The organism is Butyrivibrio sp. NC2002, from assembly GCF_000702265.1.
In the GTDB taxonomy this organism is placed as follows: domain Bacteria; phylum Bacillota; class Clostridia; order Lachnospirales; family Lachnospiraceae; genus Butyrivibrio.
The window spans coordinates 374,512-397,104 of record NZ_KL370881.1; the positions used below are offsets into that span (position 1 = coordinate 374,512).

General features: G+C 41.2%; 20 protein-coding genes. 7 read left to right on the plus strand and 13 right to left on the minus strand.

Going from position 1 to position 22,593, the window contains the following annotated elements; genetic code table 11:
• The first annotated feature begins 238 nt into the window (after positions 1 to 238).
• Positions 239 to 1,573, plus strand: a complete 1,335-nt coding sequence (locus T543_RS12630; RefSeq protein WP_035769014.1) for an MATE family efflux transporter — start codon at positions 239 to 241, stop codon at positions 1,571 to 1,573.
• 65 nt (positions 1,574 to 1,638) lie between these two features.
• Here the strand turns inward: T543_RS12630 and ptsP are convergent, their stop codons facing one another.
• The 5 genes from ptsP to T543_RS12655 form a co-directional block, all read right to left on the minus strand.
• A complete protein-coding gene (gene ptsP, locus T543_RS12635; protein ID WP_035769016.1) occupies positions 1,639 to 3,345 on the minus strand; it encodes a phosphoenolpyruvate--protein phosphotransferase in 1,707 nt (568 codons plus the stop codon).
• 67 nt (positions 3,346 to 3,412) lie between these two features.
• Positions 3,413 to 3,676, minus strand: coding sequence for an HPr family phosphocarrier protein (locus T543_RS12640; protein WP_035769018.1), 264 nt, complete (start codon positions 3,674 to 3,676; stop codon positions 3,413 to 3,415).
• Positions 3,677 to 3,779: 103 nt separating this feature from the next.
• Positions 3,780 to 5,855 carry a PTS fructose transporter subunit IIABC gene (locus T543_RS12645; RefSeq protein WP_035769021.1) on the minus strand — a complete coding sequence of 692 codons (2,076 nt, stop codon included), beginning with the start codon at positions 5,853 to 5,855 and terminating at the stop codon, positions 3,780 to 3,782.
• An 81-nt stretch (positions 5,856 to 5,936) separates the two neighbouring features.
• Positions 5,937 to 6,845 (minus strand): 1-phosphofructokinase, encoded by a 909-nt coding sequence (pfkB, locus tag T543_RS12650; protein ID WP_035769023.1) that lies wholly within the window; start codon positions 6,843 to 6,845, stop codon positions 5,937 to 5,939.
• 34 nt (positions 6,846 to 6,879) lie between these two features.
• Positions 6,880 to 7,635 (minus strand): DeoR/GlpR family DNA-binding transcription regulator, encoded by a 756-nt coding sequence (locus T543_RS12655; protein WP_035769024.1) that lies wholly within the window; start codon positions 7,633 to 7,635, stop codon positions 6,880 to 6,882.
• A gap of 402 nt (positions 7,636 to 8,037) precedes the next feature.
• Between T543_RS12655 and T543_RS12660 the strand changes: the two genes are divergently transcribed.
• The 6 genes from T543_RS12660 (at position 8,038) to T543_RS12685 (ending at position 17,193) form a co-directional block, all read left to right on the plus strand.
• A complete protein-coding gene (locus T543_RS12660) occupies positions 8,038 to 9,225 on the plus strand; it encodes a glycoside hydrolase family 88 protein (protein WP_035769026.1) in 1,188 nt (395 codons plus the stop codon).
• Positions 9,226 to 9,261: 36 nt separating this feature from the next.
• On the plus strand, positions 9,262 to 11,430 hold the full coding sequence (locus tag T543_RS12665; RefSeq protein ID WP_035769027.1) for a DUF2264 domain-containing protein: 2,169 nt from the start codon (positions 9,262 to 9,264) through the stop codon (positions 11,428 to 11,430).
• Between the two features lie 165 nt (positions 11,431 to 11,595).
• The gene (gene fliY, locus T543_RS12670) at positions 11,596 to 12,195 is read left to right on the plus strand and encodes a flagellar motor switch phosphatase FliY (RefSeq protein WP_035769029.1); all 600 of its coding nucleotides are present in this window, start codon (positions 11,596 to 11,598) and stop codon (positions 12,193 to 12,195) included.
• 14 nt (positions 12,196 to 12,209) lie between these two features.
• Positions 12,210 to 13,358, plus strand: a complete 1,149-nt coding sequence (locus T543_RS12675; RefSeq protein ID WP_035769031.1) for a DUF4317 domain-containing protein — start codon at positions 12,210 to 12,212, stop codon at positions 13,356 to 13,358.
• Between the two features lie 131 nt (positions 13,359 to 13,489).
• Entirely contained in the window at positions 13,490 to 15,238 is a 1,749-nt protein-coding gene (locus tag T543_RS12680; RefSeq protein ID WP_035769033.1) for an ABC transporter ATP-binding protein, read from the plus strand.
• A gap of 17 nt (positions 15,239 to 15,255) precedes the next feature.
• Positions 15,256 to 17,193, plus strand: coding sequence for an ABC transporter ATP-binding protein (locus T543_RS12685; RefSeq protein WP_035769035.1), 1,938 nt, complete (start codon positions 15,256 to 15,258; stop codon positions 17,191 to 17,193).
• Between the two features lie 28 nt (positions 17,194 to 17,221).
• On the opposite strand, the gene T543_RS12690 is transcribed toward T543_RS12685, so the two are convergent.
• From T543_RS12690 to T543_RS12725, 8 genes are read right to left on the minus strand one after another with little or no spacing between them, the layout of a single operon-like run.
• Positions 17,222 to 17,662: a hypothetical protein gene (locus T543_RS12690; protein WP_035769036.1), complete on the minus strand. Its 441-nt coding sequence runs from the start codon at positions 17,660 to 17,662 to the stop codon at positions 17,222 to 17,224.
• Complete coding sequence (locus T543_RS12695) at positions 17,659 to 18,234, minus strand: hypothetical protein (protein ID WP_035769038.1); 576 nt, start codon at positions 18,232 to 18,234, stop codon at positions 17,659 to 17,661. Before T543_RS12695 ends, T543_RS12690 begins: the two co-directional genes overlap by 4 nt.
• On the minus strand, positions 18,231 to 18,734 hold the full coding sequence (locus tag T543_RS12700; RefSeq protein WP_035769039.1) for a DUF4860 domain-containing protein: 504 nt from the start codon (positions 18,732 to 18,734) through the stop codon (positions 18,231 to 18,233). The genes T543_RS12695 and T543_RS12700 overlap by 4 nt, the downstream gene beginning before the upstream one ends.
• An 11-nt stretch (positions 18,735 to 18,745) precedes the next feature.
• A complete protein-coding gene (locus T543_RS12705) occupies positions 18,746 to 19,081 on the minus strand; it encodes a hypothetical protein (RefSeq protein WP_035769041.1) in 336 nt (111 codons plus the stop codon).
• Between the two features lie 9 nt (positions 19,082 to 19,090).
• Positions 19,091 to 20,143 carry a type II secretion system F family protein gene (locus tag T543_RS12710; protein WP_035769043.1) on the minus strand — a complete coding sequence of 351 codons (1,053 nt, stop codon included), beginning with the start codon at positions 20,141 to 20,143 and terminating at the stop codon, positions 19,091 to 19,093.
• A 31-nt stretch (positions 20,144 to 20,174) separates the two neighbouring features.
• Complete coding sequence (locus tag T543_RS12715; protein WP_242839518.1) at positions 20,175 to 21,332, minus strand: transglutaminase-like domain-containing protein; 1,158 nt, start codon at positions 21,330 to 21,332, stop codon at positions 20,175 to 20,177.
• Positions 21,333 to 21,362: 30 nt separating this feature from the next.
• A complete protein-coding gene (locus T543_RS12720; RefSeq protein ID WP_035769045.1) occupies positions 21,363 to 21,842 on the minus strand; it encodes an RNA polymerase sigma factor in 480 nt (159 codons plus the stop codon).
• A 21-nt stretch (positions 21,843 to 21,863) separates the two neighbouring features.
• The gene (locus tag T543_RS12725; protein WP_035769047.1) at positions 21,864 to 22,586 is read right to left on the minus strand and encodes a GGDEF domain-containing protein; all 723 of its coding nucleotides are present in this window, start codon (positions 22,584 to 22,586) and stop codon (positions 21,864 to 21,866) included.
• Between the last annotated feature and the right edge of the window lie 7 nt (positions 22,587 to 22,593).

Consider the following 22,593-nt stretch of genomic DNA (forward strand, 5'->3'; position numbering starts at 1 on the left):
ATATTGATAGTAGGGCAGAAACAATCTGCCACGGTAAGGAAATCCATAATCCAAGAGGGTTATGGATTTTTTTGTTGAATAGGTAATTTCTCCGAAATTCCTATTCAACAAAAACGCTCCGCTAAGGATGCGCACTCGCGCACATGGTAATTGTTGCATAAATGCAACCGCGCTCGGCGCGAGCATGTTGCAAGCAACATGCTTTTTTAGAAAAGATAATTATAGGAAGGATTATATAATGGAGAACGAATTATTTGAAAAAGCACCAATACCGAAGGCATATATGAAGATGGCGCTACCGGTTGTAATGGGTATGATAGTAACACTGGTTTATAACCTTGTTGATACGTATTTTATAGCCCTTACAGGCAATACAAATCTTATTGCAGGAATATCTATCTGTGCGCCGCTTTTTACGCTCCTTTTGGCTATAGGAGACATATTTGGCCTGGGCGGAAGCTCTGTAATATCGAGACTTCTTGGAGCACACAATTTGGATGAGGCGAAAAAGAAAAGTGCCTTTTGCTTTTACACAGCTATTATAGTGGGTGTGATCTTTACAGTATTTATGCTCTTATTCAGTAGGCAGATATTAAATATTCTCGGAGCTACAGAGCAGACTTATGAATATGCAGCGCAGTATTACTTTTTTCTGATACTTGGCTCGGCCTTTGTTATTTTTTCGCTTGTTCCAACTAATCTACTCAGATCTGAAGGAATGGCAATGGAGGCCATGACAGGCTCTGTACTTGGTACTGTGGTGAATATCATACTGGACCCGGTATTTATCTTTGGACTGAGACTTGGGGCTGCGGGAGCCGCTATTGCGACAGTAATAGGATACATTAGTACCTGCGCTTTCTATGTTTATTGTATATGTAAAAAAAGTAAAGTTTTGTCACTTGATCTGAAGCTGTTTAGCTTTGATGCAGCTACTGTGGCGGGTGTTTTGTCTATAGGACTTCCTTCAAGCATCACTAATCTGATGCAGACAATAGGCATAACAGTGACGAACAGGTTCCTTCAGCCTTATGGTGATGAGAGTATAGCAATCATGGGAATTGTACTAAAGATTGTTAATATATCACTTCTTGTGATAATAGGTCTTAGTTTTGGTGGACAGCCCCTCATTGGATACAATTACGGAGCGGGATTAAAAGACAGATTTAAGAAGATAATCGGCTTCGGAATGGCTCTTACAGGTCTTACCGGTGTGGGATTTTTGGTAATACTGTCACTGTTTGCAAATGCAATTATTTCAAGATTTCTTACGGATCCGGAAATGATAAGTTCAGGGGTAACAATGCTGAGATTTCAGCTTCTTGGAGCACCGTTTATGGCTGTATGCCTTATAATCATCTGTACATTTCAGTCAACAGGAAAAGCTACAGGAGCCTTTATTCTCTCGGCCTGCAGACAGGGAATCGTATTTCTTCCTGTCATAGTGATATTGTCAAAAACTATGGGATATACAGGCGTAATAACTGCTCAGTTTGCATCAGATATAGTTACAACAGTTGTCGCCTTTATACTTTTGAGAATCTTTCTGTGGAACGATATTTTTGAAAAATGAAGAAATGACCATAGAAATAAAAAGGATGTCACTCCGGACTATGACCGGAGGACATCCTTGTATTTTTATTCTTTAGCGGCTTCTTTTAAGGTAGCTACTATTTCTTCTTCTGTGGCAAGGCTCATGACTTTTTCGGTAAGTGCATCAGCCTCTTGTTTGGTCCACTTGGAGATGATGCAGCGGGCGGTAAGTACGAGTACCGGATTTACGCTGTATTCGTCGAGACCAAAGGACATAAGAAGCGGTATCATAAGAGGATCGGCAGCGGCTTCTCCGCACATTCCTACGGGGATTCCTGCGGCTTTTCCGCACTCAATAATATGCTTGATGGAGCGAAGCACTGAGGGCTGATATGATGAATAGAGATAGGCTACTTTCGGATTACCTCTGTCTACGCTCATTGTGTACTGTGTAAGGTCGTTGGTTCCGATTGAGAAAAAGTCTGCTTCTTTTGCAAGAAGATCAGCGATCAGGGAAGCAGAAGCAGTCTCTATCATGCATCCAACTTCGATATCACTGTCATAGCCGATACCTTCGCTATCCAGATCTTTCTTTATTTCAGAAACAAGTTCTTTGACTTTCCTTACTTCGTCAACTGTAGTAACAAGAGGGATCATTATCTTTACTTTACCAAAAGCGCTGGCTCTGATGATCGCTCTAAGCTGTGTTTTATAGATGTCAGGATTACCAAGGCAATATCTGACAGCTCTGTATCCAAGGAAGGGGTTGTCTTCTTTTTCAAGACCTAGATAAGGTATATCCTTGTCGCCGCCAATATCAAGAGTTCTTATGATGACGGTCTTTCCTTCCATAGTCTCCACAGCCTCTTTATATGCCTCATATTGCTCATCTTCTGAAGGAAGACGGGTGTTGTCCATAAAGAGGAATTCGGAGCGGAAAAGGCCTATTCCTTCGCCGTCACAGGCAGCTGCTTTTTTGGCATCCTTGGGAGTTCCTATATTACAGAAGAGTTCCTTCTTATCGCCGTCAGCAGTTAATGTCTCTTTGCCGATAAATCCATCAAGTTCAGCCTGCTTGCGGATGAATTCTTCGCGCTTTAGCATGTACTTTGAGAGAACTTCTCCATCAGGATTGATATAAACATCGCCTTCAGTTCCGTCGATGATGGCAGTATCTTTATCTTTTACCTCATCAACGATTCCGGAAACAGAGAGAACAGCGGGAATTTCAAGTGCTCTGGCAAGGATTGCAGAGTGCGAAGTTTTGCCGCCAATCTCTGTGATTATTCCTGTAACATTCTCTTTGATGATCTGAGATGTCATTGAGGGAGTAAGGTCCTTGCAGACAAGGACAGTACCGGGTGCAACTTTGCTGATATCTACGTCTTCAATGCCAAGGAGCTTTTTTAATACGCTTACTTTGACATCTGCTATATCAGAGGCGCGCTGCTTCATCATTTCATCATCCATCTTGGAAAACATACCGATGAACATGTCGCATACAGCGGTGAGAGCAGCCTCAGCGCATTGACCCTGATCGATCATCTTATCCATTTCGCCGGACATGGCAGGATCCTGCATCATAACAGAATGGCCCATGAGGATTTCTGCTTCCTTGGGACCTATTCTATTTCTGATATCCTCAGCCATCGCATTTGTTTCTTCTACAAATTCGTCGATCGCTTTATGAAACCTTGCTTTTTCAGCTTCGGGATCATCTATTTTTTTAGCTTCAAAGGAGAGGTCATGTTCTATGATACGGCAAATACTTCCGATGCCGATTCCCCTTGATGCGGCTATTCCTTTATACATATGTTTTCCTCCAAGGTTGGGCAAATGGTGAAATTATTATTGTTGTGGCTTATACAATCGTAACGTATCAGTCGCCCATACCTGATTCAATGAACTCTGAAAGCTCAGCAAGTGCTTTCTCTTCATCAGGACCTTCGCATACGAGTTCAATCTCAGAACCACACTTGATGCATGCGCTCATAAGGAACATAACGCTCTTGCAGTCATAGCTATTACCGTTGAAATTGATCTTTACATTGCTCTCAAAAGGAGTTGCCTTCTGAGAAAGAAGACTTGCGGGTCTCATGTGCATACCCTGCTCGTTCTTAATTGTAATTGTCTTAGATACCATATTTTATTACCTCATTTCTTTTAAATACTTGCCGCAAATTGCGATTTATAAACCATTATGTGCCCGCCATTTTGCAGGCGGGCAACATATGTTTTAACAATAATTATTTTTCTACAGGCTTCTTGAGCATTCCGAGCATAACTGCTGTGATGATTGAACCAACGAGCCATGCAACGATGTAGAGAAGCGGATGACCTACTGTAGCGAATACGAAAATACCGCCATGAGGTGCCATAAGTGTACATTTGAATAATGCAGAGAGGAGTCCGGCTACACCTGAACCTACAAGTGTGCAGGGGATTACGTGAAGCGGATCTGCTGCTGCAAAAGGTATTGCACCTTCTGTGATAAATGAACTACCCATTACGATGTTTGAAAGCCATGAAGCTCTTTCAGCTTCTGTGAAGCGGTTAGGGAATATTTTGCAGGCAATCGCTATTCCTACAGGAGGAACCATACCTCCGACCATGATAGATGCCATTGCAATGTAGCATGCCTGTACGTTAGGATCTGTAGCCTGAGCACCTGCTTCCATAAGTGTAGCTGCTGTACCAAGCATACCTGTACCGAATACATAAGCTGCCTTGTTGATCGGGCCACCCATGTCGATAGCCATCATAGCTCCGAGGATAAGACCAAGGAGAGCAAGCATGTTGGCTGCACTGAGTGCTGAAAGCATAGCTGAAAGGCCTGTGTTGATAACACCGATGATAGGATTGAGTACAAAGCACATTGCTACGCCGATAATAAATACACCGCAAAGAGGATATATAAGTGTAGGCTTGATTCCTTCGAGTGACTTCGGGAATCCTGATGTTATCTTCTTAAGCCAGAGAACAACAGCACCTGCAAGGAAACCTGCTGCGATACCGCCAAGGAAACCTGATACTGTAGCACCTGTTCCCTGGAAAGCGAATTTTGCAATGAATCCCTGGAATCCGGAGAGTGATGAGAGGGCAGCTTCATCTGCACCCCATACGAATCCGGAAATTGCTGCGTTACCGTTAGCTGCAAGGAGACCACCTGCAAAACCTACTGCAAGACCGGGACGATCTGCGATTGATTCTGCGATATAACCTGCAAGTACGGGAACCATAAGTCCCATTGCAAGGCCTCCGACATATTTAAAGAAGGATGAAAGTGGTGTCATGCTACCGAAGTTTCCGCCACCTGTAGCACCGTAACCTGCAAGTGTATCGATAAGGAATGCAAGAGCAACCATGATACCACCACCGATTACGAAAGGAAGCATGTGTGAAACACCGTTCATCAGATGCTTGTAAAACTTACGACCAAGGCTCTCGTTATCATCAAAGCGGTCTGTTGTAGCTGTAGCGGCTCCTGAATGATGATAAACAGGAACATTACCTGAAACAGCTTTACTTATAAGATCAGATGCGTGATGGATGGCATCTGCTGTAGAAGCTTTTAATACTTTCTTGCCGTCAAAACGTGACATCTCGACGTTCTTGTCAGCTGCAATGATGATCACATCAGCTTCTGCGATTTCTGAACTTGTAAGAACATTTTTTGCACCGCCTGAACCATCGGTTTCAACCTTGATAGAGTAGTTCTGGTCCTTGGCAGTTTTATCAAGTGCTTCAGCTGCCATGTATGTATGTGCGATACCTGTAGGACAAGCTGTTACAGCGAGGATCTTAAATACATCCTTTGAAGGAGCAGGAGCTTTGCCTTCTGATTTGGCCTTATTTTTTTCATCCCTTTCTGATTCCTGTTTATCGATCAGTGAAAGGAATTCGTCAGGTGTCCCTGCTGCAAGAAGCTTTGAGCAAAAACTCTGATCCATAAGCATGGTCATGAGCTTTGAAAGAACTTCAAGGTGTGTGTCTGCAGCTCCGTCGGGCGCAGCGATCATGAACAGGAGATTACTGTCCTTCTTATCAAGAGACTTGTAATCTACACCATCCGGAACAGTGATTGCAACGAGGCCGGCCTGTTTAACGGCTGAAGACTTTGCATGCGGAACAGCTATCCCCATACCTACCGCAGTGGAGCCTTTTTTCTCTCTCTCCTCGATTGCCTTTTTGAATTCGTCTTTGTTTGCAAGGTTGCCAACCTTGTCATGAAGTGAAACCATGAGATCGATTGCTGCATTCTGATCAGCAAGCTTTACTCCCAGGTTGACCCCTTCGGGTTTGAGTAAATCTGTTATTTTCATATTTCTCCCTTTCCGTGCTTATAGCACTTGTTTTGGGATCAGAACCCCAATACATTAGTTTTTATATTTTCGAAACAGTTATTATTTGAGTGTTTCGTAAATACTGTTTATAAGCTCGCCTGTCGCGAGGTCATCTGAAAAAGCAGTAGCGCTTCCTGCAGCGGTACCCATGTTGAGGGCAACTCTATAATCCTTTGTCTTCATGTAGCCTGCGACAAAGCCTGCTACCATTGAATCTCCTGCGCCTACGGAGTTTTTTACAGTTCCCTTGGGAACGCCTACGCGGAAACACTCGCCAGTTTCTGTTACAAGCATTGCACCGTCTCCGGCCATGGAAATAAGAACATTTCTTGCACCCATTTCCTGGAGCTTTTTAGCATGAGCTTCAATCTCATCGTCTGTTTTAAGTACAGTATCGAACATCTCGCCAAGCTCGTGGTTGTTGGGTTTTATAAGGAAAGGATGATACTTAAGTACATTCTTAAGAAGATCCTTGGTTGCATCAACAACGAAAGTCACATCCTTGTCTTTTAGTCTGTCCAATATGATCTCATATACATCACTTGGGAGAGTACTCGGGATACTTCCTGCAAGGATAAGTACATCACCGGCTGTAAGTTTATCGAGCTTTTGAAGCAGCTCTTCAAAGGCTTCTTTGCTTATCTTGGGTCCCTGAGCATTTATCTCTGTCTCTTCATCAGATTTCAACTTAACATTGATTCTGGAAATTCCTTTCTTAAGCTTGATGAAATCAGCGATGATCCCTTTCTTCTGAACACTTTCAACTATTGCATCTCCCGTGAAACCGGCTGTAAAACCAAGTGCTGTGTTTTCAATTCCCAGATTCTTTAAAATCGTGGAAACATTGATTCCTTTTCCTCCGAAGAAACAATCCTCAGATACGGATCTATTGGTCATTCCGATATCGATGGGCTTGTCCATTCGGACTATGTAGTCGATTGCCGGATTGAAAGTTACAGTGTAAATCATTTTGTTCTCCCTTCTTTTAGACAAGTGAACGGTTTTATTTTTCGCTAACAGCTTTGATTATTGTCTGGTCGGAATATTTTTTGTCCGGGTTTTTATCGGTAATAATGCAGCAGCTTCTAAGGTCTGAAAAAGTAACGCTGCTTACTACACCGAATTTACTGCTGTCAGCAAGTATATAAGACAGGTAAGTATGCTTGATTGCTTCTGCCTTTACAAGTGCTTCATCTACGTCCGGAGTAGTGAATCCGGCTGTGATCGAGATGCCGTTTGTTCCCATAAAAGCTTTTGTGAAATGGAATTTACTAAGTGATTCCACGCACTCAGGACCTACAACAGCTTCGGTGACCGGCTTTATTCGTCCGCCTATGATCATGGTTGAGAGACCTCTCTCGAGCATTCGCTTGGCATGAACAATTCCGTTAGTAATGTATTTTGCTTTTTTGTTGGTTATATGGTCGATCAGGTGAAGTGTTGTAGTTCCTGAATCGATATAAACAAAATCATTATCATTGATAAGCGAAGCTGCATATTCGGAAATAATACTTTTTTCTGCTGTATTGTGAAGCGCTTTCTCTGCAACGGAAGGCTCAATGGTATTTACATCCTTGGCATTAAGTGAAGTTGCACCGCCAAAAACCTTGATGATCCTTCGTTCGTCGCTTAGCGCGATCAGATCACGCCTGATAGTAGCAGCTGATGTATCAAGAAAATCGACAAGTTCCTGAACAGTTACAGCTTTGTGCTCTTCTATATAAGATACGATTGCATTCCTGCGTTCTTCTGTGAGCATATTTGATTATCTCCCTCAAATGGCATATTATGTCTGGATTTATTAGCAATTTATTACCAATCTATGAAAAGAATATCATCACAAATAATCAAAGTCAATCACAAACGAGCAATATCAGGGTGAAAAAATACACAAATATAATCAAAATAATTAGCGAATAGTCATAAAAAGTCAAAAATGATAAAAGAAAATGCCAAATTCGATCACTCTTTGATCACCTGATCGAAATGAACAGACGTCCTTTCAAAAAGTTGTTCATAAAAAACTATTAAAATAGTAAAAAACACATAGAAAATAGCTTTTTATTTATAGTACATTTATAGTGGCTTTTTAAATGAGATTTCTGAAATCCGCATATATTGCTGATTTTTAGAGAATATGTTACAGGAGGTTTTAACAGATATGAGTGAACTTAACTGGGCAAGAGAAGCTCTTGATAAGGTTATAAAAAAAGAGAAAAAGGTGCTTGAAAGAAACAAGGGGAAAATTCCTTATACTGCAGTAGATCATGTTTTTGACGATAAGTCGGGGGACAATATCTGCTGGTGGACGAACGGTTTTTACGGCGGACTTCTCTGGCAATTATATAAGGAAACAGGGGATGCTGAGTATAAAGAATCTGCGGAAGTAATAGAAGAAAAGCTTGATGCTAACTTTCTTGATTACAACGGAATGGATCATGACAGCGGATTTAAATGGCTTTTGACAGCAGTTGCGGATTACAAATTTACAGGAAATAAGAAATCAAGAAACAGAGCGCTTCTTGCTGCAGCAAATCTTGCCGGAAGATATAACATAGAAGGTGAGTTTATAAGAGCGTGGAATGACTGGGGAGATGACAGGGATACCAGAGGCTGGGCGATTATCGACTGCATGATGAATCTTCCTCTTTTATATTGGGCAAGTAAGGAACTCGATGATCCCAGATTCAAGCATATTGCGGTAAAGCATGCAAATACAGCTATGGAATCATTTATTAGAGAGGATGGTTCTGCAAGACACATAGTTGAGTTCGACTTAAATGAGAAGAAGTTTGTGAGAGAATATGGCGGTCAGGGCTACGGCGAAGGCACAGCCTGGACTAGAGGACAGACCTGGGCTATATACGGCTTTGTCATGAGCTATATTCACACAGGGGATATAAGGTATCTTGAGGCATCGATGAGAGTTGCTGATTTCTTTGTTGACCATATTCCGGATACGAATCTTATACCGGTTGACTTTTTGCAGCCCGCTGAACCTGCCTATGAGGATTCAACTGCAGCAGCGATCGCAGGATGCGGACTTTTGCATCTTGCAGATGAACTTAAGAAATTAAAAGAAAAGCAGATAAAAACAGGTGAAAATGAGCAGGAGCTTTTGGATAAGCTTACTTCAAGCGCTCCTGTAAAATACAGTGAAGCAGCGCTCAGAATATTAAAAACTCTTACAGAATCAAGATGCGATTTTGATCCTGAACATGATGATCTTGTTATTAACTGCACGGCTGCTTACCATGATAAGGACCATCATTTCCCTATCATATATGGTGACTATTACTATATAGAAGCCCTTTTGTATGTGCTTGGAAAAGGCGAATATCTTTGGTGAAATGAGCGCAAAAAAATAAAAAGACGAGGAATGATTATGGGTGAAAAAAACGTATTTGTTGTAGAAGATCCTGACTATGATCTTAGCCCTTATACAGGTATGACAAGGCGCCATTTCGTAGATGCAGGAATATATTTGCTAAAAGGCTTATTTGAAAATCTAGGCAGCATCGATGATGCGCCGCTTGTTCCGAGAACTGAAACAGAGGTTACATATCCTCATCTTGGAGCATCCCCGGAGCAGATAGAAACTGAGAGAAAGGCTGAGATTTTTGAAGGGCTTACCAGAACATTTTTCATAGGATCGGTCCTTATCCACGATGATCCTGAGCTTGTGATAGGTGGCATAAAATTAAGGGACTACTACAAACTCCATATTTTAAGGGCACTTTCTGATAAAACAAGCAGAGAGTATATAGGAACTTTTGAGGAATTAAAGGAACTCGTTGGAAAAGATGATCCTACAAGGTGCTACCAGCAAACGGTAGAAACCTGCGCACTTGTTATCGGGCTATGGGCATGCAGGGATGAAATCTGGGATACTTATACCAAAGAAGAAAAGGATAAGATAGCGCTTTTTCTAAAGGGCTATGCGCATACAGCGACGGTGCCTCAGAACTGGCGCCTTTTCAATATGCTTGATATGGCTTTTCTTCACATGGAAGGATATGAGATAGATGAGCATGTAATGAGAGAGCATGCACAGGCAATCCTTCATTATTATGCAGGTGATGGCTGGTATCGCGACGGACAGAGCTTTGACTATTATTCGTGCTGGGCATTTAATATGTATGCTCCGATATGGAACGTTTGGTATGGCTATGAAAATGAGCCATATCTTGCAGGAAAATTCGAGGAAGCTTCTAATGAGCTCATGAAGACTTATCCCGATTTCTTTGACGGCGACGGATATACCATGATGTTTGGAAGAAGCTGCATCTACAGATTTGCTGCAACTTCAGCATTTGACGGTAATTTTCTACTTAAAAACAGTGTGATGGATCCGGGAAGAGCCAGAAGGATTACGGCAGGTTCTATCCTTCAGTTCCTTGAAAGAGATGATTTTCTTGAAAATATGGTACCAAGTCTAGGCTTTTACAGGCGGTTCATGCCGCTTGTTCAGGGATACTCCTGTGCTGAATCTGTCTATTGGCTGGGAAAGGCTTTTTTGTGTCTGCACCTTCCAAAAGATCACCCCTTCTGGACAGAAAAGGAAAATAACGGTGACTGGGGAAATGACAGCTTTTACCTGAAAAATCATCCAAAGGCAAAAGAGGAAGATAAATATATAAAGCATATCAATACCGAAGTAAAAAAGGTAAGTCTGGATGGCCCCGCGATCAGTATTTCTAATCATAAGGCCAACAGGTCAACTGTGATAAGAACCGGCAAGGTTGTGAAAAACACAGGTGATGAGCATGGTATGTGGAATTACAGCAAGATATCCTTCAATTCCAAGTATCCCTGGGAAGGCGGCCTTATCGATCCCGAAAGCGGTGAGAGAATAAAAGACATAGAGTCAATGCAATATGTTTTATATGATGAAATAGCTGATGAATATCAGAAAGCAAACGTGACCTTCTGGCACGGAGAAAAGGACAATGTTCTATACAGGCGTCAGTACTTCAATTACAGGCTAAGCGATGAAACTCATTGGATAAATGCTGTGAACCTTGCGGATATTCCTGTTTCATACGGAATACTTAGATTTGATAAGCTTAGACTTTTCAGACCGAAGATGAAAATAACCCTTGGTTCTTACGGATTTCCCGATAATGGAAAAACCACTGTTGAGAAGAAGGAAAAGAATGGAGCAAAGGCTATCATCCTTAAGGGCTATGATTCTCAGGGAAGAGAAAAACAACTTGCCATGACTGTGTTCTTTGGCTTTTCATCAATTGATGTTGTAAAGAGCAAAGGCTCTAACCCTGACTCCGATAATTCAATGATCATCTATGGAACATACAATAAGAACAATCTTTATGACAGTAGCGAAGACTACATGCTTATATCGCAGGTCATAACAAAAGAAAATCATGAAGATTTTTCTGATGAAGAGCTGTTTTGCATAAAGAAGCTTGAGTTTTCGGATGCGGATAAGACAGGAGCATACGGCGATATAAATGTAAAGCTCAGCCCTGCTGTTTGCGCTGTAAAAACTTACCGCATAAATTTTGAGCAAATTGAAGGAAAACTCATGCTTTGATTTTGCGTTACAAAACTTTTAGATTTTCGTTAAGGAAACTTTCTTTACACCTCACTTTTCATAGAATAAAATATAATTAGCTGTTTGCAGATTCATTCTGTATGCGGCTAATTAGTCAAAACACATCTTATTTTTATTCTGTCTATATTGGAAATGAGGGCTTATATGGAACAGGTACTTACAAATGATCAAGTTGATATCTTAGGTGAAATCGCAAATATCAGTATGGGCAATTCAGCAACCACATTGAGTATGATGGTAAACAGGAAGGTTGATATCACAACCCCGAACGTATCCATTGTAAAAAGAAGTGAAACCCTGGATGACTACGAGAGAACATGTATTTTTGTTCAGATTCATTATGTAAAAGGGCTGACCGGTAATAACGTCCTGATCCTGAAGGAACATGATGTAAAATGTATGACAGATCTGATGATGGGCGGCGACGGAACCAACACTTCAGGCGATATTTCAGACCTTCATTTGAGTGCTGCATCAGAAGCTATGAACCAGATGATGGGTGCAAGTGCTACTTCGCTTTCTATGATGCTGGGTGTTCCAACCGATATAAGTACTCCCGTTGTTAATCAGATTGATGTAGACAGTATTAAAATCTTTGAGAAGAGCTTTGAAACAGGCTATGACAGCTTTGTAAAAATTGCATTCAGGATCACTATCGCAGATCTTATCGATTCTGTGATGGTTCAGCTGTATCCTGTTCAGTTTGCAAGGGAGATGTGTCAAAAATTTGTTGCAAAGGATTAAGTTAGTGGAGAGGTATGAATAAGGCAGAAGTATTAGAGATCAGAAAACAGTTTACCCCGGACAGATGTACAATTGACCATATCTGCGGGTGTTATGTAGATTACGAAAAAAACAAAAGACTTACTTTCAGGAAAGCATTCGGAAGTATTCCGGAGGAAGAGATGTTTAAATACCTTGATATTTTCAAGCATACTCTTTCAGGCGTTTTTGGAAGAAGTCTTATTAATTTGGAATTTCCCATGGATCAGGAGGAAGAGGGCGGAACTCAGGAATTTCTTCTTCGTCTTCGCGATTCTCATCTTGAGGATGATGCCCTTGTTGATGAGTTCTATGACAAGATCATTGCCAATTATGTAAATCCAGAGAATTATTATATTATCCTGGTACATGCAATATATGATATTCCCGGTATCACAAACGATGGAATCGAAATGGAGGATGCATCAGAGAATATCTATGATTACATCCTGTGCAGTATCTGCCCGGTTGGCCTTTCCAAGGCAGCCCTTGGCTATAATGAAAAGACTAATGAGATCGAAGACAGATTCAGGGATTGGGTAGTTGACGGCCCTACGAAGGGATTCCTTTTTCCTGCATTCATCGACAGAAATACAGATATCCACAATATGCTCTACTTTACCAAAAAAGCAGATGATATCCAGCCTGAATTTATCGAGGCTCTCTTTGGCGGAAAATCACCGATGTCTGCCCCTGAGCAGAAGGATCTTTTCCAGACTCTTGTTCAGGAGACAATAGGAGACGGCGCAGATTATGACGTAATGCGCAACATCCATGATAATCTGAGCACCATGATAGAAGATCATGAAGATGACGATGAGCCGCTTGAACTTGGAAAAGAGGATGTAAGGCATCTGTTAAAGGACAGCGGTGTTCCCGATGAGCGCATGGATTATTATGAGCAGAACTTTGAGAAAAATGTGGGAGATGATGAGCAGAAATTCCTTGCATCAAACATTGCAAGTGTAAAGAAGTTTGATATTGAAACACCCAACGTTGTGATCAAGGTTAAACCTGACAGAACAGATCTTGTTGAATCAAGGATCATTGACGGAAGACAATGCCTCGTTATAGCTGTCGACGATCATGTTGAAGTAAACGGGATCAATGTCAGAACAATTCTCGCCAGAAAAGACGAGGAGTGATCGGAAAATAAAATTTGTTAGAGGGTTTTAACAAATTGGACACAAATAAATAGTATAGTAGATATTTGAACATAGGAGAGAGCGCAGAACCATAGGCGTTCTCTCATAATTTTTTAGAAAAGGGGATGTATATGATAAAAAAGATACTGAGGGAATTAAATGAATTTAAGCTCCCGAGTGTCCTTACACCGATATGTATGATCGGCGAAGTTATAGCCGAAATGATCATTCCTATCCTCATGGGAAATATTGTTGATAAGGGCATTAACGGAGGAAGCCTTGATTACATAATAAGAACAGGTCTTATTATGATCCTGGTTGCACTATTCGGACTCCTGGCAGGTTTGGGAGGCGCTTATTTCGGAGCAAAAGCTTCAACAGGTCTTGCGAGAAACTTAAGAAAAAAGATGTTTGATAACATTCAGACCTTCTCATTTTCAAATATCGATAAGTTTTCTTCTTCCGGTCTTGTGACCAGACTTACAACAGATGTTACAAATATTCAAAACTCATATCAGATGATACTTAGAATGGCGATGAGAGCTCCGGCTTCAATGATCATTGCGATGGTAATGTCATTTATAATAAGCCCCAGGCTTGCAAGCATTTATCTTCTGGCAGTATTTTTCCTTGCTTTGGTAATGCTTTTTATCATGAAAACAGCCGGCAAATATTTCAAGGAAGTATTTGAAAAATACGACAGACTAAATGAAAGTGTTCAGGAAAATGTATCAGCCATCCGTGTGGTAAAGGCATACGTTCGTGAAGAATACGAGAACAACAAATTTAAGATTGCGGCACTTAATATCTATGAGATGTTTGTAAAGGCAGAAAAGACGGTTACTCTTGTAAGCCCTATCATGATGGGTACGGTTTATGCATGTATCCTGCTCATAAGCTGGTTTGGTGCGCATATGATCGTCAGTAACGAACTTACAACAGGTGCAATGATGAGCCTTCTTACCTACTGCATGAACATCCTGATGAGTCTTATGATGCTTTCCATGATCTTTGTAATGATCACAATGTCAGAAGCCAGTGCCAGACGTATTGCGGAAGTAATTGATGAAAAGACAAGTCTTGGAAATCCCAAGAAGCCTGTCATGGAAGTAAAAGACGGAAGTATCAGATTCGACCATGCAAGCTTTTCATATAACAAAGACTCAAAGGATCCTGTTTTAAAGGATATTAACGTTGACATAAAAGCCGGTGAAACAGTAGGTATTATCGGAGGAACAGGTACGGGAAAATCTTCACTTGTAAATCTTATAAGCAGATTGTATGACGTAACTAGCGGAGCTGTGTATGTGGGCGGTGTCGATGTAAGAGAATACGACATGGATACTTTAAGGCAGCAGGTATCAGTTGTTCTTCAGAAGAATGTGCTCTTTAGCGGAACTATCTATGAGAACCTCAGATGGGGAGATGAAAATGCTACTGATGAAGAGGTTCAAAGAGCATGTAAACTGGCATGTGCTGATGAATTTATAGAAAAAATGCCTGATGGATATAACACCTATATCGAGCAGGGCGGTACAAATGTATCCGGTGGTCAGAGACAAAGACTTTGTATTGCCAGAGCACTTCTTAAAAAGCCAAAGATACTTATCCTTGATGACTCTACAAGTGCGGTTGATACTGCGACAGATGCTAAGATCAGAAAAGCTTTTGCAGAGGAGATTCCCGGAACGACCAAAATCATTATCGCTCAGAGAATTTCAAGCGTTCAGGACTGCGACAGAATAATCGTTATGGAGGATGGCCGTGTTAACGGATTTGGCAGTCACGAAGAGCTTCTTGAAAACAACCAGATTTACAGAGAAGTCTATGAATCGCAGGTTGGTGCAAGCGGAGATGCGGATTTTGACGAAAAGGAATAACACTGGAGGATAAATATATGGCAGAACAGGTAAAAGTAGTTAAAGGTCCCGGTGGCAGAGGCCAGAGAGGAATGCCGAGACCAAAAATAGAAAATCCCGGAAAGCTCTTTATGAGACTTATGAGCTATGTCTTCAGAAAATATGCGATCCACATGATCCTTGTAGTGATCTGCATAGTGCTTTCCGTTATCGCAAATGTTCAGGGAACAATGTTTACCAAGTCCCTCATCGATACTTATATTACACCTATGATAGGACAGACAAACCCTGATTACAGCCCTCTTGCACATGCTATCATGCGCGTTGTGCTTTTCTATGCACTTGGTGTTCTTGCTGCATTTGTTCAGGCAAGACTCATGATATATGTAGGGCAGGGAACACTTAAGGATTTAAGACAGGAACTGTTCACTCACATGGAATCACTTCCTATAAAGTATTTTGATACTCATGCTCACGGCGATATCATGTCAATCTATACAAACGATATTGATACCTTAAGACAGATGATCTCGCAGAGTATTCCGCAGCTTTTAAATAGTGCGATCACTATTGTGAGCGTATTTGTATCCATGATAGTACTTAGTGTGCCTCTTACTATTGTGACGGTCATCATGGTTGCGCTGATGCTTTTTGTATCAGCCAAGGCTACCGGAGCTTCGGGAAAGAACTTTGTTGCTCAGCAGAAGAATATCGGTGAACTTAACGGATACATCGAAGAGATGATGACAGGACAGAAGGTCGTAAAGGTCTTCTGCCATGAAGAAAAGGCTATCGAGAGATTTGATGAATTAAATGAAATGCTTTATCAGAGCGCATTTAAGGCAAATACTTACTCGAATATACTTGGTCCTATAAATACTCAGCTTGGTAACTTAAGTTATGTTGTCTGTGCTATCTTTGGTGGTGCACTTGCTCTTAACAGTTATTTCGGCTTTACTGTTGGCGGACTTGCAAGTTTCCTTACATTTAACAAGAGCTTTTCAATGCCTATAAACCAGGTATCAATGCAGTTTAACAGCATAATCATGGCACTTGCCGGCGCTGACCGTATCTTCAAGCTTCTTGATGAACAGCCCGAAACAGACGATGGATATGTAATGCTTGTTAATGCCAAGGAAGAAAATGGCGAAATAGTTGAATCCAATGAGTTTACAGGACACTGGGCATGGAAGCATTATCATAAGGCAGAAGGAACAACTACTTATCAGCCGATGGAAGGTGATGTTACTTTTAACGATGTAGACTTTGGCTATTCAGACGATAAGATGGTCCTTCACAACATAGTGCTTCATGCGCTTCCGGGACAGAAGGTAGCCCTTGTTGGATCAACCGGTGCAGGAAAAACCACTATAACCAACCTGATCAACAGATTCTATGATATTCAGGATGGTAAGATCAGATATGACAACATCAATATAAACAAGATAAAAAAGGAAGATTTAAGAAGATCCCTTGGCATGGTACTTCAGGATACTCACCTCTTTACCGGCACTGTTGCAGAGAATATCAGATATGGCAAACTTGATGCTACGGATGAAGAAGTTGTGGCAGCAGCCAAGCTTGCAAATGCTGATGGATTTATAAAAAGACTTCCGAACGGATATGATACGATGCTTACCGGAGACGGAGCAAATCTGTCACAGGGTCAAAGACAGCTTCTTGCTATCGCAAGAGCAGCGATAGCAAATCCCCCGGTCCTTATTTTGGATGAGGCTACAAGCTCTATTGATACCCGTACAGAGAAAATAGTCCAGGATGGAATGGACAAACTTATGCACGGAAGAACAACATTTGTCATTGCTCACAGATTATCTACTGTTAAAAACAGTGATTGTATTGTAGTTCTTGAACAGGGAAGGATTGTTGAAATGGGAACCCACGATGAGCTGATGGAACTCAAGAAGAGATATTATCAGCTTTACACAGGCAACAAGCCTGAAATGGTCAGTGCATGATCATGATCTGCCGGAAAGCTTATGAATGTTATTTGAGCACCGGCAGATTTTCATCAAGTTCAATTCCTTCAAGATGAGTTACGACCTGCCATTTGGTTATTCTAAAATACGGGTCGTAACTTTTTTGTGGGAAGAGTGGCGCTATTGCTATTTCAAGATTCTGAGTTTCGTTTATCGGTATGCTTTTTTCAAGCTCGAGTTCTCCTGCAAGTGTGAGATATTCCTTTTCGTTTTGAGTAGACGCGTGAATGCCTCTGAGTGCTTTGTCTATGGAAGCAACGTATCCGTTTCCCTCATGGCATGCGCTGTAAAAGGCATTCGATTTGACGAGGAGCTTCTGGCTAAGAATATAGTCTGCTCTGGAATTGATCATGGCGAGAGCTGCGAAGGACACAAGACTTAAGACCATGAAAATAAGAAGTATGGATGCAGCTCCGATATGAGTGCTGTAAGGAGTGTTTCTTTTCATGATATGTCTCCTTTGCCAATATAGTAATCTATGATGCTGGTTGATATGACACCATCTGTATTTTCATCAGGATATTCGTAAATGAGGTTTTTGTCTAAAACTTCAAGGATCGAGATTTCTCCAAGGGCTGCTGTTCCATCAAGTTTGCCGGAATATGCGGTATCTGAATAAACATCTGCAGCATTTTTCTTTGATACCCTCAATATCACCTCGTAAAATGCCTCATTTTGTAGATCTGAATCATTAGCCGGGTAGTTTATTATTTCCCAATCTTTGTCAAAAAACAGGATCAGGGTGGAATGGTTTTTGGGATCATTTTCGGAAGCCTTGATGATTGAATTCTCTGAATAATACGATGCTATTTTGCTTATATCTCCGCGGCAGCTGTAGAATATTTCCGATACATTCTGCGACCAGAGACAGGTGTTATTAACATTTATTGAACGATTGGACAGAAGATGGGCATTTACAAAAAGGCGCACACAAACAGCTCCCGATATTGCAAAAAACAATATCGCGATTATCAGTTCCATCAGGAATAAGCTGGATTTGTTGTGCTGCATTCTGTTCATGTTTCCCAGTCCCTATCCGAGGATCTCTTGGCTGCAATAAAGCTTACAGTGCCGGCATCCTCAAGTTCAATATCTATCTGGAGCGTATCATGTTCGAGCCTTATTACCTTAAAATCTTCTATTCTCATTATTTTCTGACCTGCTTCAAACAGCAGATCATCTTCGTATTCACCTGATAAAAGCTCCATGAGATATCCGTCGTAATAGTAAATAAATGTTTGGTAGTCCCTTCCTTCAAGATCGGAATGGAGTACGATAGCATCATGCTTATTTATTTTTTTTAGTTCTACGATGCCGGTGGAATCGCATTGCCTTAGTTTTTCAGTGATATAGGCAAAAGCTGTGCGGTTATCGTAGTTATTTTTCATTATGTCAGTACTTCTTTTATAGATACTTGCGCCGAGGGCAATAAGCATAAGAGCGCTCAGAGCAAATAGTAATAAAAGTGATATGACAAACAGCATATCTATCATATGCCGGGTCCGGTCCTGCTGTCTCATATATGACTCCTCTATTTAATCCGCAAAATGGTCACATCGGGATAAAGATTTGAAGCTATCGGTCTGTAATCGACAAAAAAGTAGTTTTCATCGTACACAAGGCCGTAATGGTCCTTTAAATAGTCAAGGCTTGGAGGATATGTCCCTTCCAGGCAATAACACTGTATAATATCGCGGTCAATCGCAGTTTCGAGGCTTTTTTGCTGCTTATCTATCGTACTTTTCTGAATACGCATGACTCCTATAAGGAATAATATAGCTATCAGAATAAATACCAGGATTACAACAGCCTGCATTATAGCTGAGAAAAATCTTTCAGTTTTCTTTTTGGATAATAAACCTGCCATATTTTTTCCTTACCCGATCGATGACATGATTCCCATAAGAGGGAGGATTACTGATAACAAAATGACGCCGACAATAAGTGAGAGCACGATGACAAGTGTGGGCTCAAGTATGGCAATAAAGCTGTACATCTTGCGCTGAGTCTCCTCGGCCTGGCGTCTGGCAATCTGTTTCATAATGGTATCCATGGAGCCTGACTGAAAACCTATGAGAACCATTCTGGAATAGAAGGTGTTGAGAATTCCTGTTTTGTGAAGCGCATCCGGGAAATTGTCACCATCAGCGATCAGGTTTCTGCAGGATGCAATTTTTTCTGAAAGCTCCGGAGATTCCACGAGGTTCTGGACAAGACGCAGACCTTCGTAGGTATCCATTCCACTTGATAAAGTCAGCACCATACCGTTTGCAAATCTTGCAGTTGCAACCTCCTCATATATTTTTCTGAGCGGAGGAATGTGCATAGCAAAACTCCTGAACATCTTTTTGCCTTTTGGAACCTGGGAGCAGAATATAGCAATAGCGAGCAGCAAGATGAGCAGAAGAATAAAAATAAAGGAGTACCTGTTAAGGACAGTTCCAAGCGTAAGAAGAGAAGAGGAAAAGCTGTTCATCTCAGTTCCCAGCTGCGCAAATACCTGCCCGAAAATAGGAAGAACCTTGGTTATCAGCACGATAATAACAACAAGCATCATACCTATCATGATGATAGGGTAGGAAATTGCGCTGTTGATATTCTGCCTTATAGTGGCTTCCTGCTCGTAGTAATCAGCAAGAGAATCCATTACCAGATCAAGGTTTCCGGATTCTTCGCCTATTGCCAGCATGTTGATAACGTATACCGGGAAAACTCCTGTCATTTGAAGAGCAATGTGGAATTGTTCACCCGATCCCAGTATCTGCCTGATGGTCTTAAGCATATCTTCGTCGCCTTCAAACTGGAAGTCCTGAAGCATGATATCGATTCCTTCAGCAGGGGTTATTCCGGCTTTTATCAGAACAGCCATCTGTCTGCAGAAAACAGATATTTCATAATTTGTCAGCTTTTTGTGTGCTTTTCCTGTCATATTATTTCCTCAACATTATTTTTTAAAACAATTAGTATACGTATTTTGTCTTGTAGTTTTCGCCATCGCCAATGAAGGATGCCAGTTTATCGGTATCGGTTGTGGATGCGAAGGTGGGATCCATGAGCGACCAGTCTTTGCCGTCAAATTGGATTATTCCGTTTACCCATCCGATGTCTTTTATGTAGGTGCTGATCCACGCATGGTAAGCAGTTCCTGCGTATCCAACTTCCATTCTGGTAGGTATGCTCTGTGACCTTAACATAGCAGACATCAGAACGGCATAGTCGAGACAGATTCCTGTTCGCGTATCGAGAACTTCGTCGATATCGGGAATGTAACCACTCTCTACAGACTGGGCTTCCTCATAGTCATAGCTCATTGTGGAGATCAGGTCGTTGTAAATAGCAGATACAACATCCAGATCGCTGTTGGCTGTATAGGATAAGTACTCTGCGTATTTTATAGCGGTATCATCTTTTTTGAAATCCACATATTGATTCGGATATAAAAAGGGTAAAAACTGATCCCTTAGCGTAACCTTTATTGATTTTGTAAATGCCGTTAAATACTGCGTCCCTGTAAGGTTTTCATATATGCAGATAAGATATTTACCGTCTCCTTCGGGAAGGGGGAACACTTCATCTTTTCCGCCTCCTGTAGCAAGGTTATAGGTGTAGGTAATATCAGTTGGACCGGTTATCTGCAGCTTTACCTTGTCCGATTCTCCGGTGTAGTGAACTATCACATATCCTTCAGAAGCATTTGAAGCATCAATTGATGCCACGTCATTAGAGAAAAAGGCACTCGTTCCGCGTTCTGGTACAAGGCAGTCCGGCTTATTGTCGCGGCTTCCTTTTTCAAGACCTGAAGTGTCAAAATTGATAGCCTGTGCTTTTTTATCACTCGTACCTGCAACTTCTGTGATCTGCCTGAAGTCTATTTTGACATCGGGCGCTATCAGCATGACCGGAAGAAGGGCAGTAAGTACAAGCATTGAGAGAGCGATTTTTATACCAAGACTTCCGGGGCTTTTCTCCTCATTCAGAATACCGATAAATCTGTCCGGAAGGACATCGGGCATCTCCTCATAGTGCTGGTCGTTCCTTAATAGAACGTCCTTTAAAATGCCTTCGGCTACGCTATCACCTATATGAAATTTATTGGTTTTGTTTTTGATAAATTTCATTTAAAAAGTTTGTCCTTGATCCTTGTGACGTCAGCCTGCATTTGTTTTGAGCTTAAGCAGGTTATTTCTTGCGCTTTCAAGCTTTTTTGTTACAACCTTTTTGGGAATGGCAAGAGCATTTGCAATTTCATCCTCCGAAAGGTTTCTGTAGTCATGGAGAAAGAAAATCTGCCTCTCTGAAAAGGAAAGAGCTTCGAGTGTTGCGGGATTTATCATCGAAGATATATCAAGCTCCTGCCTGTTTATCGCTATTTCCATACATTCATGGAAAGATATTCGCATAAGCCATTTTTCAAAGAGCGTGGGATCCTCAAGAGTTGTGATGTTTTTGTATGCATAATCATAGATTGCCATCATCACTTCGTGGGCTCTGTGCTCGTTTTGCAGAAAATGCATGCAATAATTAAATGTATCGTCGCATGTAAGGGAGTACAGCATGGAAAAAGCAGTAGTGTCATCGTTCCATGCAAGAACTACAAGTTTATTTATTTTTGCTGAGCTTTTTTTCATATGAGGCTCTCCAAAAAAGTGTTACATAAGTGTCAGCGGGTGTTCGTTAAATCGTCTGTACACACCTGTTATAAGTGTATAGAAATGATCTGCATATATATCATTGCTTAGTACGTATGAGTACATGATCCTCAATGGAATTGCGGGATTAAGTGTGTTGTGATTGCTTATCCTTCTCTGAAAATCAGATAGGAACATTTCTATCGATTGTTTGTTACTGTTTTCTATAACGACTATAAATTCGTTACCACTGTTTCTGCCGATAAGACCATAATAGCGGCCTACTGATTCAAGGATTTCGCAGAAATCGGAAATTGCCTTATCACCCATGTCACGTCCGAGCTTTTCATTTATTTCCTTAAGATTGCTGATCATAAAGAGAACGCAGCCAAGATTTTCCATTTTTTCCGGAGTGTTGTATTTGGAAGAAAATCTGTCAATGGAATATCTGTTGGGAAGACCGGTGAGAGTATCGAGGAAAGATAGCTCATCCAGATCCCTTGCCAGGTCATGATGCTTTTTTATCACATAAAAATCTATTGCCAGATGTGCAAATGAAACGATCAGGCAGATCCATGTAACAGTGCAGATCGCAAGAAGCAGAGGATTGACGCTTATCATTCCTCTTAGTGCAGGATTTAATGCAAGTATGGAAAAAAATATACCGGCAAGGATAATTATGATTGCCATGACTGTGAGCTTGAAAATATGAAGTTTTTTGGCAAAATTTTTTTTGTGGTTCATTTAAATG

What these genes read in the sequence shown, in the direction of transcription:
- T543_RS12630 (WP_035769014.1), top strand. Translation starts at nt 239, where the DNA reads ATGGAGAACGAATTATTTGAAAAAGCACCAATACCGAAGGCATATATG.
- ptsP (WP_035769016.1), bottom strand. Translation starts at nt 3,345, where the DNA reads ATGTATAAAGGAATAGCCGCATCAAGGGGAATCGGCATCGGAAGTATT.
- T543_RS12640 (WP_035769018.1), bottom strand. Translation starts at nt 3,676, where the DNA reads ATGGTATCTAAGACAATTACAATTAAGAACGAGCAGGGTATGCACATG.
- T543_RS12645 (WP_035769021.1), bottom strand. Translation starts at nt 5,855, where the DNA reads ATGAAAATAACAGATTTACTCAAACCCGAAGGGGTCAACCTGGGAGTA.
- pfkB (WP_035769023.1), bottom strand. Translation starts at nt 6,845, where the DNA reads ATGATTTACACTGTAACTTTCAATCCGGCAATCGACTACATAGTCCGA.
- T543_RS12655 (WP_035769024.1), bottom strand. Translation starts at nt 7,635, where the DNA reads ATGCTCACAGAAGAACGCAGGAATGCAATCGTATCTTATATAGAAGAG.
- T543_RS12660 (WP_035769026.1), top strand. Translation starts at nt 8,038, where the DNA reads ATGAGTGAACTTAACTGGGCAAGAGAAGCTCTTGATAAGGTTATAAAA.
- T543_RS12665 (WP_035769027.1), top strand. Translation starts at nt 9,262, where the DNA reads ATGGGTGAAAAAAACGTATTTGTTGTAGAAGATCCTGACTATGATCTT.
- fliY (WP_035769029.1), top strand. Translation starts at nt 11,596, where the DNA reads ATGGAACAGGTACTTACAAATGATCAAGTTGATATCTTAGGTGAAATC.
- T543_RS12675 (WP_035769031.1), top strand. Translation starts at nt 12,210, where the DNA reads ATGAATAAGGCAGAAGTATTAGAGATCAGAAAACAGTTTACCCCGGAC.
- T543_RS12680 (WP_035769033.1), top strand. Translation starts at nt 13,490, where the DNA reads ATGATAAAAAAGATACTGAGGGAATTAAATGAATTTAAGCTCCCGAGT.
- T543_RS12685 (WP_035769035.1), top strand. Translation starts at nt 15,256, where the DNA reads ATGGCAGAACAGGTAAAAGTAGTTAAAGGTCCCGGTGGCAGAGGCCAG.
- T543_RS12690 (WP_035769036.1), bottom strand. Translation starts at nt 17,662, where the DNA reads ATGAAAAGAAACACTCCTTACAGCACTCATATCGGAGCTGCATCCATA.
- T543_RS12695 (WP_035769038.1), bottom strand. Translation starts at nt 18,234, where the DNA reads ATGAACAGAATGCAGCACAACAAATCCAGCTTATTCCTGATGGAACTG.
- T543_RS12700 (WP_035769039.1), bottom strand. Translation starts at nt 18,734, where the DNA reads ATGAGACAGCAGGACCGGACCCGGCATATGATAGATATGCTGTTTGTC.
- T543_RS12705 (WP_035769041.1), bottom strand. Translation starts at nt 19,081, where the DNA reads ATGGCAGGTTTATTATCCAAAAAGAAAACTGAAAGATTTTTCTCAGCT.
- T543_RS12710 (WP_035769043.1), bottom strand. Translation starts at nt 20,143, where the DNA reads ATGACAGGAAAAGCACACAAAAAGCTGACAAATTATGAAATATCTGTT.
- T543_RS12715 (WP_242839518.1), bottom strand. Translation starts at nt 21,332, where the DNA reads ATGAAATTTATCAAAAACAAAACCAATAAATTTCATATAGGTGATAGC.
- T543_RS12720 (WP_035769045.1), bottom strand. Translation starts at nt 21,842, where the DNA reads ATGAAAAAAAGCTCAGCAAAAATAAATAAACTTGTAGTTCTTGCATGG.
- T543_RS12725 (WP_035769047.1), bottom strand. Translation starts at nt 22,586, where the DNA reads ATGAACCACAAAAAAAATTTTGCCAAAAAACTTCATATTTTCAAGCTC.